Raw genomic sequence first — 14,774 nt, 5'->3', positions numbered from 1 at the left:
TAGAGCCGGTTCGGGGCGCCCCACTCAGGGCGCCCCGAACCTGTGTTATCGGCCGTGACCTGCAAATACTCCGCTGTGGACGGATCCGGCGGCGATCGCGGTATTCACCGGCCCCACCCCTGAGGTGTACGCTGAGCAGCGGAGCTGTCACCCAGCGTGAAGGGGATCCCCGTTGCGCACTTTCCCTCCCGGCCCCGCGGTAGCCGATCCGCCGGCCGGTCCGCAAGCCCCCCGCCCCGTTTCCGGGGTGCCTGTCCTCGAGATGAAAGCCACGCGTATAGCCGCCGCCGTCGAAGAATTCAAGAACGCATTCCCGAACGTTCGTCCATTCTTCGCGACCAAATGCAATACCGACCCCGGGGTGCTGCGGGTGCTGCACGCCGCGGGCGCCCGTTTCGAGGTCGCCTCGGTGGACGAAGTGGGCATTCTGCGGTCGCTCGGCGTCCGCGGCCAGGATCTGCTCTTCAGCAATCCGGTACGCGCCCGCGAACAGACCCGCGGAGCCGCCCGCGCCGGCGTCTACCGGTTCTCGGTGGACTCCCAGGACGAGCTCGAACGGGTGGCCGAGGAGGCCCCGGGCAGCTGCGTCTACGCCCGGCTGTCCACGGGCGACCGCACCAGCCTGGTGCCCAGCGAGGGCAAGTTCGGCGTGGACGTGCCGGGCGCGATCGAGCTGCTCGTGCGCGCGCGCACGCTCGGGCTGGTGCCGTACGGCATCACCTTCCACATCGGGTCGCAGTCGCTGACCCCGGCCGCCCTCACCGGGCCGCTGGAGGACGTGCACACCGTCCTGGCCAGACTCGTCAGCCACGGCATCAAGCTGCAGATGGTCGACCTGGGCGGCGGGTTCCCGGCCGTCTACGACCGGCCCGTGCCCTCGCTGGCCGCGTTCGGCCGGGCCGCCGCCGCCGGGATCGCCCAGCTGCCGTACCCGGTGGAGGTCTTCGCCGAGCCGGGCCGGTGCCTGGTCGCCGAGGCCGGGACCTTCCGCTGCCGGATCATCGGCGTCGCGCGCCGGCCGTCGGGCTGGTGGCTGCACACCGACCTGGGTGTCTTCAACGGGATGATGGAGGTGCTCGAGTCCGGCGGCGACCTGCGCTACCCGATCTGGGACGCGCGCGGCTCGGCCGGCCGGCGATCCTGGCACATCACCGGCCCGACCTGCGACGGCCAGGACACGTACGCCAGGAATGTGCCCCTGTCAGCGGACCTGCGCGAGGGCGACGAGCTGTTCATCGGATCCGCCGGCGCCTACACGACCGTGTACGCCTCCCGTTTCAACGGCTTCGCCAAGCCCCACGTCGTGCTGACCTGAGGCACGTCAGCGGCAGCGTCGCAGGTGGGCGCGGACCGCCTCGGGGACGTCGGCGCAGGCACCGGCGACGGCCTGCCAGGTCTCGGTCAGCTGCGAGTAGCGGAAGACCACCGTCGCCGGGTCGGCGTCGCCGGACCGGGTGCGCGCCAGGGCGTAGCTGTCGTAGCAGTCGACGTCGCCGAGACCGCCGGTGGCGGCCAGGTGCTGGTAGCGGTCGCTGGCGCGTAGGACCTCCAGCAGGCGCGGCGCGGTCACGGGGCAGCCGTCGTCGTCCGGGTGGCCCTTCACCTGCCCGGGGACCGGCGTGCCGAGCGGCGCACCGGCCGACTGCTCGACGACCGGCGGGGGCGACGGCGGGCCCCCGGCCCCGGGGGCCGACGGGCCGGAGCTGGGCCGGCCGGCCAGGGCCACCGGCACGCCGACGGCGAGGACCACCGCGGCCGCGCCCAGGACGGCAGCGAGCCGGCGCCGCCCGGAGAAGGTGCCGGACCGGTTCAGGGGCTCGACGTCCTCGGCCACGGGCCGCTCCCTCCGCAGGCGCGCGCCGGAGCGGCCCGGTGAACCAGCCGTGGCTACGCGGATGCAGGATACCGGGACCGCCGGCCCCGGCCCTCACCGCGGACCGCCCGGCCCGGCTCAGGCCCGCACGAACACCCCGGCCAGCGTGGCGAACGAGGCCGGATCGGCCACCGGCGCCGTGCCGGGGTACGGGTGCCACTCCGGGCTGTGCACGATCCCCGGCGCGACCCGTTCCCAGCCGTCGAGCAGCGCCGCCAGCTCCGCCCGGTCGCGCATGACCAGGGGCGTGCCGGTGCGTTGGTAGAGATCCGCGAAGCGGTCGAGCTGCTCCCGACGGGAGCCGGCCGTGACGTGGGTGACGGCGAGGACACTGCCCGGGACCACCGCGTCGTGGTAGTGCCGCAGCGCCCGGGTCAGCTCCGGGCCGTCCGGCAGGAAGTGCAGCACCGCCACCATCAGCACGCATACCGGCTCGGCGAGGTCGATCACGGCGCGCAGGGCCGGATCGTCGAGCAGCTCGCGGCTGCGCCGCAGGTCGGCCTGGAGCACTACCGTTGCCGGATCGTCGCCGAGGATCGCCCGGGCGTGCAGCACCGCGGTCGGTTCGCGGTCGACGTAGGCGACGCGGGCATCCGGCCGGATCGCCCTCGCGGTCTCGTGCACCGGGTCCGCCGTGGGGATGCCCGAGCCGAGGTCCAGGAACTGCCGGATGCCGCGGCCCGCGGCGAAGCGGACGGCGCGGCCCAGGAAGGCCCGGTTCGCCCGGGCGATCCGCGGCACATCGGGCACCAGCTCGACGGCCCGGTCCGCGACGGCGCGGTCGGCGGCGAAGTTGTGGGTGCCGCCGAGGAAGTAGTCGTACATCCGGGCCGGACTGGGCCGGTTCGGGTCGATGCCCGCCGGAAGCGGCGCCGGCTCACCCATGTCGCCTCCCGGAACGGGAGCGATTCGAAGAACCTCGCCCCTCTCGGCCGTCCCTGATCTTACGTTGGGTGTCGCGCGTGCGGGCCGAGAACCGGGCGGATCGGGGGACTTGTGGAGGCGCTGGAGTCCCTCACCGGCCTGCTCGTCGAGGAGGCACCCGACGCGGTCATCATCGTGGCCGCCGACGGCACGATCGCGCTGGCCAACCGGCGCGCGCACGGCATGTTCGGCTATCCCGAGCGGAAGCTGGCGGGCCGCTCGGTGGACGAGCTCGTACCGGACGAGATCCGGGCCGTGCACGCGCAGCACCGGTCCGGCTACCTGGCCAGTGCCCATCCCCCGCTACGGCGCCTGCCGCTGCGCGGCCGGCGGTGTGACGGCAGTGTCTTCCCGGTCGAGGTGTCGCTGGCCGCGGTGACCGCGCCCGGCGGCGAGATGTACGTGACCGCCGTGCTGCGCGACGACACCGCCCACCGCGAGGCCGAGCAGGCCCGGGCGCTGCTCGCCTCGATCGTCCAGTCGTCGCACGACGCCATCGTCACCACCGACCTCGACGGCCTGGTGCTGACCTGGAACCCGGGCGCGGAACTGCTCTACGGCCACACCGCCGCGGAGATGGTCGGCTCCCCCGTGCACCGGATCATCCCCGACGACCGGCGGGTGGACGAGGACGAGGTGCTGGCGCTGGTCCGTCTCGGTGGCCGGATGGACCGGTACCGCACCTACCGGCGGCACGCGGACGGGTCGGCCATCGCGGTGTCGCTGCTGGTCTCCCCGCTGCGCGACGCGACCGGCGCGATCGTCGGGGTGACCGCCACGGCCCGCGACATCAGCGACCGGGAGCAGGCCGAGGCGCGGGTCCAGGCGGTGCTCGACGCGGCCCCGGACGCGCTGCTCGGGGTGGACGCCGCCGGTTCCGTCGTGCTGGTCAACGCCGAGGCGGAGCGGATGTTCGGCTACCCCCGGCACGACCTGACCCACATGGCCGTCCGGCGGCTGCTGCCCGACGGCCTGCCCGCGGCCTCGGCCGTGCTGCGCACCGGCGGCGACTCCACCCCGCTGGACACCGAGCGCCTCACCGGTGCCACCACACAGGGCTGGGCGACCCGGACCGCCCGGCGCCGCGACGGCACCGACCTGCCGGTGGACATCTCCTGCAGTGCCCTGGACACCGGCGACGGGCTGATCGTCGTGGCCGCCGTCCGCGACATCACCGACCGGCTCGCCGTCGAGGCCGAGCAGCAGGCCCTGCGCGCGGAGGCCGAGCAGCAGAAGATGGAAGCCCGCTTTCAGCGCACCCAGCGGCTGGAGAGCCTGGGACAGCTCGCCGGCGGCGTCGCGCACGACTTCAACAACCTGCTCGCCGTCATCCTCAACTACGCCGCGTTCATCGTCGAGGACAGCGCCGGCACCCCGTTGGCCAAGGACGCCGAGCAGATCGCCCGGGCCGCCCGCCGCGGCAGCGACCTGACCCACCAGCTGCTGTCCTTCGCCCGCCGGGAGGTGATCCGCCCCCGGGCGCTGGACGTCAACACCGTGGTCACCGAGGTGCACCAGATGTTGCGGCGCTCGATCGGCGAGCACATCACCCTGGCCGTCCGGACCGCTCCCGGCCTGCCCGCCGTGATGGCCGACCCCGGACAGCTCGAACAGGTGCTGGTCAACCTCGCGGTCAACGCCCGCGACGCGATGCCCGGGGGCGGGCACCTGACCATCGACACGGCCGCGGTGGCCGTCGACGCCGACCACGCGGCCGGCCGCTCCGGCCCGATCCCCGGCCGCTACGTGCGCATCCGGGTGTCCGACACCGGTACGGGGATGCCGAAGGACGTCATCGACCGGGCCTTCGACCCGTTCTTCACCACCAAGCCCAGCGGCCAGGGCACCGGGCTGGGCCTGGCCACCGTCTACGGCATCATCACCCAGGCCGGCGGCACGGTGCAGATCTACTCCGAGACCGGCCTGGGCACCACCATCACGGTGCTGATGCCGGTCACCGACACCGCGGTGACGGCCGAGTCCACCCAGCAGCCACCCGCCGTCGTCGACGGTCACGGCATCACCGTCCTGGTCGTCGAGGACGAGGACGCCCTGCGCGAGGTGACCGAGCGCATCCTGCTGCGGGCCGGCTACACCGTGCTGACCGCGGCCGACGGCGTGCAGGCGCTGCGGCGCGCCAAGGCGTACCCGCACCGGATCGACCTGCTGCTCACCGACGTGATCATGCCGGGGATGCTGGGCAGGGACGTGGCCGCGGCGGTCATGGCGGAACGCCCGGAGACCCGGGTGCTGTTCATGTCCGGATACGCCCAGCCGGTGCTGACCACCCATGGCACGCTCAGCGCCGACGTGCACCTGCTGGAGAAGCCGTTCACCAGCGTGGAGCTGATGGCGGCGATGCAGGCGCAGCTGCCCCCCGGCGCCCGCTGAGCCGGCTGTCGCCGGTGCAGGGCATGCTTGGCCGGTGACCAGCACGGCAGCGGGCCCGGGTCCCGCCGATCCCCGGTTCTCCGACGAGCAGCTCGCCGCGCTGCGGGCGTACGGCGGGCCGCGCCGGGTGCCGGCCGGCGCCGTGGTCTACAGCCCGGCCGACGAGCGCAACGATCTGCTCGTGGTGCTCTCCGGTGAGATCGCCGTCGGGGACGAGTCGCCGGACAACGAGGTGGAGTTCGCCCGGTTCGGCAGCCGGGGCTTCGTCGGCGAGCTGAACCTGCTGACCGGGCAACGGCCGTACGTGACGGCCCGCGCCGCTGTCGACAGCGAGCTGCTGGCCGTCCCGGTGGACCGGCTGCGGGAGCTGCTCGACCGGGAGACCGATCTGGCCGATCTCCTGGTCACCGCCATGATCGCCCGGCGCCGGTTGCGGCTGGCCGGGGCCCGGGACGCGCCTTTCGAGATCATCGGCACCGACCGGTCCGAGGCCTCGCTGGCCCTGCGGACGTTCCTGAACCGCAACACCATCCCGTACCGGTGGGTGGACGTGGACGCCGAAGGCGGGCCGGACGAGCTCGCCTCGGCCGGGGCGACCCGCGCGGACCTGCCGGTGGTCGTGCATCCGGGCGGGGTGCTGCTGCGCTGCACGCCCGGCCGGCTCGCCGAGGTGCTGGGCCTGGCCCAGCTGCCCGGCGACGACCTGCTGTACGACGTCGCCGTGGTCGGCGCCGGTCCGGCCGGGCTCGCCGCAGCGGTCTACGGCGCGTCCGAGGGGCTGCGGGTCGCCGTCTTCGACGCGACCGGGCCGGGCGGGCAGGCCGGCACCAGCTCACGCATCGAGAACTATCTCGGCTTCCCGGACGGCATCTCCGGCGCCGAGCTGACCACCCGGGCGACGATCCAGGCGCAGCGCTTCGGGGCCCGGCTGAACAGCCCGTGCCGGATCACCGGGATCGAGCCGCAGCCGCGCGGCTTCACGGTGCTCGTCGGCGACGACACCCGGTTGTCCGCCCGGACGGTCGTGGTCGCCACCGGCGCCCAGTACCGGCGGTTGCCGCTGGAGAACTGGGACCGGCTCGAGGGCGCCGGGATCTACTTCGCCGCCACCGAGCTGGAGGCCGGGCTCAGCGCCGGCGGTCCGGTCTTCGTCCTCGGCGGCGGCAACTCGGCCGGGCAGGCGGCCCTGTTCCTGGCCCGGCGGTGTACGAGCGTGACGATCGTGATCCGCCGGGAGTCCCTCGCCGAGTCGATGTCGCAGTACCTGGTCGACCGGATCGACGCGCACCCGGTGATCAGGCTGGCGTCGTCCACCGTCGTCGAGGCGGTGGACGGCGGCGAGCACCTCGAGACGGTGGCGCTGCGGCACACCCCGACCGGCGTGGTCAGCGAGGCGCCGGCCCGGGGGCTGTTCTGCTTCATCGGGGCGCGGCCGGCGACCGGGTGGCTGCCGGTGGAGGTGGACCGCGACGACGACGGTTTCATCCGTACCGACGTGGCGCTGGGCGGTTCGCGGCTGCCGTACGAGACCTCGCTGGACGGGGTCTTCGCCGCGGGCGATGTGCGCCTGGGCTCGATGAAGCGGGTGGCGGCAGCCGTGGGCGAGGGCTCGTCGGTGATCCGGTCGGTGCACCAGTACCTGACCGAGCGTACGGACCGTGACGGCACCGAGGATCCGAGCGAGGGCCGGCCCGCGCCGGTGGCCGGAGGCTGACGCGCTCGCGGCTACCTTGTCCGGCCTTGATAGCTTTCCGTCACATGATCTTCCGTCGACCCTCCTTCCTCGAGCGTGCAACGCCCCCTCTCTCCATAACGGAGAGTGATAATGCGAGTGCGCGAGAGCCGGCGATCTCCCGGCGGCGCCTGCTGCGGGCCGGGCCCGGACTGGCCGGTGCGCTGGTGCTGGCCGGCTCGGCGTCGGCTTCGGCCGGCGTACCCTCGCCCCGGGCCACCGCCTCGCCGCGACCGACCGCACCGCCGCCGTCCGTGGCACCGTCGGTGCCGGCCGGATTGCGGCCGCTGAAGAAACCGGTCTCCACCCTCGAGGACTACCGGCGCGCTCTGCCCGGCTCGGCGTTCCCGGCCGACGCGGTCGCGCTGACCATCGACGACGGGCCGCACCCGGTGTGGACGCCCAAAATCCTGCGGCTGCTGCACAAGCATCACGTGCCCGCGCTGTTCTGCATGATCGGCAACCAGGTACTCGGTCATGAGACGGTGGCCCGCGACGTGGTCCGCGACGGCCATCAGGTGGCCAACCACACGTGGAGCCATCCCACCGAGATGGGCCGCCGGCCGCACCGCCACATGCGCCGCGAGCTGGCCCGCACCCAGGAGAAGATCTACGACACCACCGGGCACGCCCCCAATCTGTTCCGCTCCCCCGGCGGCGACTGGTCACCGGCGCTGCTGCGGACCGCGGCGAAGGCCCGGCTGGTGCCCCTGGACTGGAGCGACGATCCGCGCGACTGGTCGCGCCCCGGCGTCGCCGCGATCACCCGGCGACTGCTGGCCGCCCGGCCCGGACGGATCCTGCTCTGCCACGACGGCGGCGGCGACCGCTCGCAGACCTACACCGCCCTGCGCACGGTGATCCCGGCCCTGCAGGCCCGCGGCTACCGCTTCGTGGCCCTCGACCACCGCCACCCCTAAGACCCATAATTCCTGTCGGGTGAGTAGGATGGACATTCGCATCGACCCGGGGAGCGCCGTGTGCTGTCGCTGACCGAACCGGCCGCCGAGCTCCTGGTGGCCGACCACGCCTTCACACCTGGAGTGCCCGGCTTCGTCGGCCTCGCCGTCGACCTCCTGCTCGACGAGCCGGGACTGCCCGGTTCACTGGTCGGCTCGCTGCGGGAACGCCCACCGCTACGGCACGGCCTGCTCGGCGCCCGGTCGCCGCGGATCGCGGTGGTCAGCGGCCCACCCTCGCCGGGGATCGACGTCTGCGCCGGGCGGATGGCCGAGGACCTGCCGATGCCCCTGCCGCTGATCGCAGGCCACGGGATCACTGTGCTCTCCGAGGCCGCCGACGCCGTCGATCCCGCCACGGCCGGCGGCGACACGTTCGCCACCGCGACGGCGGGCATCCGGGTGGCCCTGGAAGCGGGCGTCGAGGGCGACGGGCCGTACGGGCTGCGCCGACGGTGGGACCTGGCCCACGCTCTCGCGCCCGTGCTGGCCGCGGCGTTCGCCAACGCGCCGCTGCGGCGCGGCCGGCCCTCCGGCTGGCGCAGCACCCGCCAGGCCCTGCGTCGGAACCTGCCGTCCGCGCCGCCCGGGCCGGACCCCCGCGCCGCCTGGACGGCCCTGGTCCTGGACGCGCCGGTGGCCGGCACGGGCCGGACCCTGCGCGCCTGGAGCCGGTCCGGACCCGGTGACCGGCCGACCGTCGCGGACCTCACCCGGCACCTGACGGAACTGCGGCCCCCGGTGGCGGCCCGCGGGCACCTGGAGCTGGACGTGGCCGACCGGCAGCCCGGCAACGGGTGGCGGGTGCCGCTCGCGGTGATCACGGCCCTGCTCGACGACCCGCAGGCGGCCACCGAGGCCGAGACAGCGACGCGGGCCCTGGCCGGCACGCCCCGGGTCTGGGAACGGACCGCCCGCGACGCCCTCACCGATCCGGAGCTGGCGGCGGCCGCGCGGGAGTGCTTCGTGGCGGCGTACGCGTCGCTGGCCCGCCAGGGGGTCTCCCGGGAGCTGCGGGACGCGGTGGCCGACTTCACCGAGCGCTACGTGCTGCGCGGACGCTGCCCCGCCGACGACGTCCTCGACCGGGCGACAGCGCGCCCCTGAGCCTGGGCCGACTGGTAGTTTCGTACCTTTATGTCGGCCCGGCCCACTGCTCAGGAGCCTTGTGAAGATCCTCGACGAAGTGTCGCGAACGCTCAACGAATTCCTGCTCGTCCCCGGCCTCACCACCGCAGACTGCACCCCGGACACCGTCGACCTCGGCGCGCCGCTGGTGCGCCACCGCGTCGGTGAGCCCGCCGCCATCCGGGTGGCCACTCCCCTGACCAGCGCCATCATGGGCGCGGTGTCCTCGCCGCGGCTGGCCATCGCGCTGGCCCAGTGCGGCGGGCTCAGCTTCGTGCACCAGAACCAGCCGGTCGCCGCCCAGGCCGCGATGGTGCAGGCGGTCAAGCGGCACAAGGCCGGCTTCCGGTTCTCCGACATCAACATCAAACCGTCGGCCACCCTCGGCGAGGTCGCGCTGCTGCTGGAGTCGGCCGAACGCGACGTCGCGGTGGTCACGGACGACGGCAGCCCGCACGGGCGGTTCATCGGCCTGATCTCGACCGACGACTTCCATCCGCACCGGCACGATCTGGCCAGCCCGGTCGCGTCCCGGATGCGACCGGCGCAGGATCTCGTCACCGCCCCGCCCACGATCACGCTCTCCGAGGCCAACACGCTGATCTGGGACCACCGCCTCGACGTGCTGCCGGTGGTCGACGCCGGCGGTCTGCTGCAGTCCATCGTGCTGCGCCGCGACTACGAGCTGCACAAGCGGTTCCGCAACGAGTCCATCGACGCCGACAAGCGGTTCCGGGTCGGCGCCGGGGTCAACACCCACGACTACCGCGAGCGCATCCCGGCGCTGGTCGAAGCGGGCGCGGATCTGCTCTGCATCGACTCCTCCGACGGCTACTCGGTGTGGCAGGCCGACACCCTGGCGTTCGTCCGCGACACCTACGGCGGCCGGGTCCGGATCGGTGCGGGCAACGTGGTGGACGCCCGCGCGTTCCGCTACCTCGCCGACGCGGGCGCCGACTTCGTCAAGGTCGGCATCGGCGGCGGCTCGATCTGCACCACGCGCGACCAGAAGGGCATCGGGCGCGGGCAGGCGTCGGCACTGATCGACGTCGTGGCCGGGCGGGACGCGTACGCCGCGGAGACCGGCGTGTACGTGCCGCTGTGCTGCGACGGCGGGTTGCTGACCGACGCGCACATGGCGGTGGCGTTCGCCCTGGGCGCCGACTTCGTGATGCTGGGGCGCTACTTCGCCCGCTTCGACGAGAGCCCGGCGCCCCTGGTCCGGGTGGGCGGGCAGTTCTTCAAGGAGTACTGGGGTGAGGGCTCCAACCGGGCCCGCAACGTGTCGCGCTACGAGCACGGCGGCGGCAGCCGGCTCACCTTCGAGGAGGGCGTCGACGGCTACGTGCCGTACGCGGGCAGCCTCTACGACAACGTCGCCCTGACCATCGCCAAGCTCAAGGCGACGATGATCAGTTGCGGGGCGACCGGCCTGCCCGGCTTCCACCGTGACGCGGTGCTGGTGCCGGTGTCGCAGCAGAGTTTCCTGCAGAACAGCGCCGAGATCCAGCTGCGGGACCGCCCGGGCGACGCCGGTCGCTGATCCTCGGCGAGTGACTCATGTCACAGCCACGGGAGAACCGCGAGCGGTGATCTTTCGTCTTGCTGGGTGTGAGACGAAGCTTGGAAGCGGCCGGCGAGGACGACCTCGTACGCCGCACCGCCGCCGGTGACCGGGGCGCATTCGACGAGTTGTACCGGCGCACGTCGCCGTGGCTGCTCGCCCGGTTGCGTCGCCGGTGCGCCGACGAGGACGTCGTCGCCGACGTGATGCAGGAGACCTACCTGGCCGTCTGGCGGGCCGCGGGCACCTTCGCCGGGTCCGCCACCGCCGGCAACGGGATCGGCTGGCTGTGGACCATCGCGGCCCACCGCCTGGTCGACGCGTTCCGGCGGCGGGCCCGGCAGAACCAGCTTCCGGCGGTGGCGCTCACCGAGACGGTCGCCCCGGCCGCCGAGGACGAGGTGATGGCCGCCCGCGTCGGCCAGGAACTGGAACACGCCCTGCTCGTGCTCCCGCCGGAGGCGCGACAGGTGTTGCAGGCGATGGTGCTCGACGGATTCTCGGTGCGGGAGACGTCGCTGCTGCTCGGCGTACCGGAGAACACGGTGAAGTCCCGGGCCCGGCGGGCCCGGCTCGCGCTGCGGGAGGCGCTCTCATGACCACCCATCCGAACCCCACCGTGATCACCCGCTACGCCGACCCGGCGGCCGACCTCGACGAGGTCACGGTGTGGGCCGTCGAGGTCCACCTGGAAGGGTGCGCGGACTGCCGGGCCCTGGTGGCGGGCAGCACGGCGGACGACACCCGGGCCCTGCTCGCCCGGGTCGCCGCCGGTATCGACGACGGCATCACCACCGGTCCGGCCCCGGAGCGCCGCCGGAGCTGGTCGGCGACCCCCCAGCGCTGGCTGGTCTGGCATCTGGTCCCGTGGCTGACCATGACGGTCGGGGTGCTGGCCTGCGCTGTGCTGCTCCAGGCGCTGACGCCCGGGCTGCCGTCGCTGGTGTCGCTGCTGGCTCCGGTGGCACCACTGCCCGGGGTCGCGATCGCCTGGAGCCGGCGCCACGACCCGGCCTGGGAACTGATCGCGGGAACGCCGGCGGCCGGGCTGACGATGCTGTTGCGGCGTACGGCCGCAGTGCTGGCCGTGGTGGTGCCGGCGCTCGCGCTGGCCAGCGACCGGGCGGGCATCTCTCTGGCCCTGACGCTGCTGCCGTGCCTGGCCTTCACCGCCGCGACCATCGCCCTGGGCGCCTTCGTCGGTGTGCGCCGGGCCGCCCTCGGGCTCGGTACCGCCTGGGCGCTGGCCGTGATCATGCCCGCTGTGGTCACCGCCGAACTGCCGGTGGTGCTGCGCGCAGGCAGTTCTCCCGGGTGGGCGCTGCTCACCCTCACGCTGGCCGGGTTCGCCTTGCTGCGGGCCGACAACTTCCGCCGGCTGTCCAGCCACAACTGAGCCCACCCGCGGCGGAAAACCCATGCAAGTTCGTTACATGAGCTCCCGGGCACCTGCCCGGATTTTTCGGAGGATCGATGATGCGTACGGTGAGCGCGGACGAGACGGCTCCCACCACCCACCCCTGGGCTGTGCACGCCGAGGAACTGCGGGTGCGCGCCGGACGCCACCTGGCGGTCGACGGGCTGGACCTGGCCCTCGGCACCGGGGTGCACGGCCTGCTCGGCCCGAACGGCGCCGGCAAGACCACCCTGATGCGCGCCCTGGCCACGGTGGTGAAACCGGCCGGTGGCCGGCTGACGCTGCTCGGTGAGGCGGTCGACGGCCGGGCCGACCTGCGGCGGGTGCGCCGCGGGCTGGGGTATCTGCCCCAGCAGTTCGGCTTCTACCCGCGGTTCACGGTCCGCGAGTTCGTCGAGTACATGGCCTGGCTCAAGGAGATGCCCAAGGCCGCGGTGCCGGGCGCGGTGCAGCGGGCGATCGACCGGGTCGGCCTCACCGCCAAGGCCGGCGCCCGGATGAAGACGCTGTCCGGCGGCATGCTGCGCCGGGCCGGCATCGCCCAGGCGATCGTCAACGACCCGGCGGTGCTACTGCTCGACGAGCCGACCGTCGGGCTGGACCCGGAGCAGCGCCTCGACTTCCGGGAGCTACTGCGCGACCTCGGCGTCGACAGCTGCGTCCTGGTCTCCACGCACCTGGTGGAGGACGTGGTCGTTGCCTGCACGGACGTGGTCCTGATCAACGAGGGCCGGCTGGTCTACCAGGGCACCCCGGACGACCTCGTCACGCGCGGCGGCCAGGGCGACGCCGGTGACAGCGCGGCCGAGCGCGGCTATTCCGCGCTGCTGCGCCGGCACCGGGCGGAGGCCGGCCGATGACCCGCATTCTCGGTATCGAGCTGCGTCGCTCGGCGGCGCTCGGCTCGGCCCTGGCCCTGGCGGTGGCCGGCACCCTGCTGATCTTCTTCGCCGAAGGGATCGACTTCTCCACCGGCTGGATACAGCTGGCCATGACGCAGCGGCTCTACCTGGCGGTGCTCTGGCCGCTGGCTCTGGCCGCCGGCGCCTGGCAGGCCCGCCGTGAGCACCGGTCCAACGTGGAGGAGCTGTTCGGCAGCACACCCCGTCCACGGGCGCAACGGACGGTGCCGACGCTCGGCGCCATGGGTGTCGCGGTGGTGGTCGGCTACCTGGTGATGGGCATCGCGGGCGCCGTGTGGATCATCAGCACCGCGCGGTACTTCCCGGTGGCCGTCCTCGTCGTCACGGCCGTCGGCGCACTCGCGCTGATCGCGGCGGTCTGGCTCGGCCTGGCGGTCGGTCGCCTGCTGCCGTCGGTGGCGACCGCTCCCGCCCTGGGTATCGCGGGCCTGGCCCTGCTGCTGCTCATTCCGGCGGCGACGCGTCCGCGGGGCTGGCTGGCGCTGGTGTTCTCGCCGATCTACGAGATGAACATGCCGGGCGCCTATGCGACCGTGCCCGGCCGGGCCAGCGCCGCCCAGGCCATCTGGCTGGCCGCTCTCGCCGTCGCCGCCGTGCTGCTGTTCGCCTCCGGCGGCTGGCGGATCCGCGTGGCCGCGCTGCTGCCGGTGGTGCTGGGCGCCACGCTGGCGATCGCCGTGATGCCGCACCGGAACAGGCTCGTCACGGACGCGATCGACCCGGTGGCGCGGGCCCTGGTCTGCACCGAGGACCAGCCGCGCGTGTGTGTCAGCCGGGTCCACTCCGGACTGCTCACCGAGGTGACCCCCAAGGCCCGGGAGGGCCTGGCGGTCCTGGCGAAGCTGCCGGACGGGCCGGTCGAGGCGCACGAGGACACCACGTCCTACCCCGACGTCTACCCGGCGTGGCGGGAGAACGTCGCCCTGCTCCGCGTCGAGGCCGGTCCGGACGGTCACGTCCTGGAACCGTCGGCGATTCCGGCCGACGTGGCGTTCGGCGCGTTCGCCAGCCCGCCCGGATGCGAGAAGCCGGCCGGTTGGCCGGAGCGGCTCGCCGCCGCCTCCTGGCTGCTCGGACGCGAGCCGGTCGCGGACGAGATGAGCGACCCGGAGGTCCACGGCACTGCCGTGCAACTGTGGCAGAGCCTGCGGCAGCTGCCCGAGGGCGAGGCGAAGGCGCGCGTGGTGGCCCTGCGCCGGGCCGCACTGAGCTGCTCGGTCGACGAGGGAATGCTCGCGGGGACCGCGCGATGAGGTGGCTGACGCTCTATCTGCGTTCCCGGCGGGCCCCGATGGCGCTGGCCGCAGCCGGCAGCCTCGCGGTGCTGATGTGGTCACTGTGGTCGTTGTTCTCCGACGCCCGCGACGTGGGCTTCCAGATGGTCGCCCTGACCGTCCTGCTGCTGGTGGTCGCGCTGACCGCCACGCTCGGCGGCCCGGACGACGCCCTGGAGGGCACGGCCGCGTTGCGCTGGCCCCGGCGACGGGTCGCCCACCTGCTGGTCGCCTTGCTGGTCGTCGTGGCGCCGCTGCTGGTCACGTTCGCGACCGGCGCCCACTTCGGGCCCGGGTGGATGGTGGTGCGCGACGCGGCCGGGCTGCTCGGGCTGACCGCGCTGGCCGCCGCCGCGACGGGTACCGCTCGGGCCTGGTTCCTGCCGCTGGCCTGGACCCTGGCCGCGGCCCTGTACCCCCGCACGGAACCGGTCCTCGGCCAGATTCTGACGTGGCAGTCCCAGCCGCCGGCGAGCACGGCTGCGGCTGTCACGGCCGGGCTGCTCGCGCTGGCCGGGCTCGTCGCCTACGCGGTGGCGGGACCGGCCCGGCGCCCACCGGCGGAAGCGGGCCAGCACTGAGGCGACCG

13 protein-coding genes are annotated in these 14,774 nt (G+C 73.8%); 11 read left to right on the top strand and 2 right to left on the bottom strand.

Annotation, left to right across the window (positions count from 1 at the left end; genetic code table 11):
- Nucleotides 1–262: 262 nt before the first annotated feature.
- Nucleotides 263–1,315, top strand: coding sequence for a type III PLP-dependent enzyme domain-containing protein (locus Aau02nite_RS17625; protein ID WP_212989502.1), 1,053 nt, complete (start codon nt 263–265; stop codon nt 1,313–1,315).
- 6 nt (nt 1,316–1,321) lie between these two features.
- Here the strand turns inward: Aau02nite_RS17625 and Aau02nite_RS17620 are convergent, their stop codons facing one another.
- Nucleotides 1,322–1,834 (bottom strand): hypothetical protein, encoded by a 513-nt coding sequence (locus Aau02nite_RS17620; RefSeq protein ID WP_212989501.1) that lies wholly within the window; start codon nt 1,832–1,834, stop codon nt 1,322–1,324.
- A gap of 117 nt (nt 1,835–1,951) precedes the next feature.
- Nucleotides 1,952–2,758, bottom strand: coding sequence for an SAM-dependent methyltransferase (locus Aau02nite_RS17615; RefSeq protein WP_212989500.1), 807 nt, complete (start codon nt 2,756–2,758; stop codon nt 1,952–1,954).
- A gap of 111 nt (nt 2,759–2,869) precedes the next feature.
- Here Aau02nite_RS17615 and Aau02nite_RS17610 point away from each other — a divergent pair, with 111 nt between their 5' ends.
- The 10 genes from Aau02nite_RS17610 to Aau02nite_RS17565 all read left to right on the top strand — a co-directional run bounded on the left by Aau02nite_RS17610 (nt 2,870) and on the right by Aau02nite_RS17565 (nt 14,766).
- Nucleotides 2,870–5,188, top strand: coding sequence for a PAS domain S-box protein (locus Aau02nite_RS17610; RefSeq protein WP_212989499.1), 2,319 nt, complete (start codon nt 2,870–2,872; stop codon nt 5,186–5,188).
- Nucleotides 5,189–5,222: 34 nt separating this feature from the next.
- Nucleotides 5,223–6,902, top strand: a complete 1,680-nt coding sequence (locus Aau02nite_RS17605; protein WP_212989498.1) for a cyclic nucleotide-binding domain-containing thioredoxin-disulfide reductase — start codon at nt 5,223–5,225, stop codon at nt 6,900–6,902.
- A gap of 44 nt (nt 6,903–6,946) precedes the next feature.
- Nucleotides 6,947–7,840 (top strand): polysaccharide deacetylase family protein, encoded by an 894-nt coding sequence (locus tag Aau02nite_RS17600; protein WP_212989497.1) that lies wholly within the window; start codon nt 6,947–6,949, stop codon nt 7,838–7,840.
- Nucleotides 7,841–7,900: 60 nt separating this feature from the next.
- Nucleotides 7,901–8,986: a glutamate-cysteine ligase family protein gene (locus Aau02nite_RS17595; RefSeq protein ID WP_212989496.1), complete on the top strand. Its 1,086-nt coding sequence runs from the start codon at nt 7,901–7,903 to the stop codon at nt 8,984–8,986.
- Between the two features lie 61 nt (nt 8,987–9,047).
- A complete protein-coding gene (locus Aau02nite_RS17590; protein WP_212989495.1) occupies nt 9,048–10,550 on the top strand; it encodes an IMP dehydrogenase in 1,503 nt (500 codons plus the stop codon).
- A gap of 68 nt (nt 10,551–10,618) precedes the next feature.
- On the top strand, nt 10,619–11,170 hold the full coding sequence (locus Aau02nite_RS17585; RefSeq protein ID WP_212989494.1) for an RNA polymerase sigma factor: 552 nt from the start codon (nt 10,619–10,621) through the stop codon (nt 11,168–11,170).
- Complete coding sequence (locus tag Aau02nite_RS17580; protein ID WP_212989493.1) at nt 11,167–11,967, top strand: cupin domain-containing protein; 801 nt, start codon at nt 11,167–11,169, stop codon at nt 11,965–11,967. Before Aau02nite_RS17585 ends, Aau02nite_RS17580 begins: the two co-directional genes overlap by 4 nt.
- A 77-nt stretch (nt 11,968–12,044) precedes the next feature.
- Entirely contained in the window at nt 12,045–12,848 is an 804-nt protein-coding gene (locus Aau02nite_RS17575; protein ID WP_212989492.1) for an ATP-binding cassette domain-containing protein, read from the top strand.
- Nucleotides 12,845–14,164, top strand: coding sequence for a hypothetical protein (locus Aau02nite_RS17570; RefSeq protein WP_212989491.1), 1,320 nt, complete (start codon nt 12,845–12,847; stop codon nt 14,162–14,164). The genes Aau02nite_RS17575 and Aau02nite_RS17570 overlap by 4 nt, the downstream gene beginning before the upstream one ends.
- Entirely contained in the window at nt 14,161–14,766 is a 606-nt protein-coding gene (locus Aau02nite_RS17565) for a hypothetical protein (RefSeq protein ID WP_212989490.1), read from the top strand. The genes Aau02nite_RS17570 and Aau02nite_RS17565 overlap by 4 nt, the downstream gene beginning before the upstream one ends.
- Nucleotides 14,767–14,774 lie beyond the last annotated feature (8 nt).

The sequence above is a fragment of the Actinoplanes auranticolor genome (assembly GCF_018332655.1).
Classification (GTDB): Bacteria; Actinomycetota; Actinomycetes; order Mycobacteriales; family Micromonosporaceae; genus Actinoplanes; species Actinoplanes auranticolor.
This window is presented reverse-complemented; position numbering and strand designations above follow the sequence as displayed.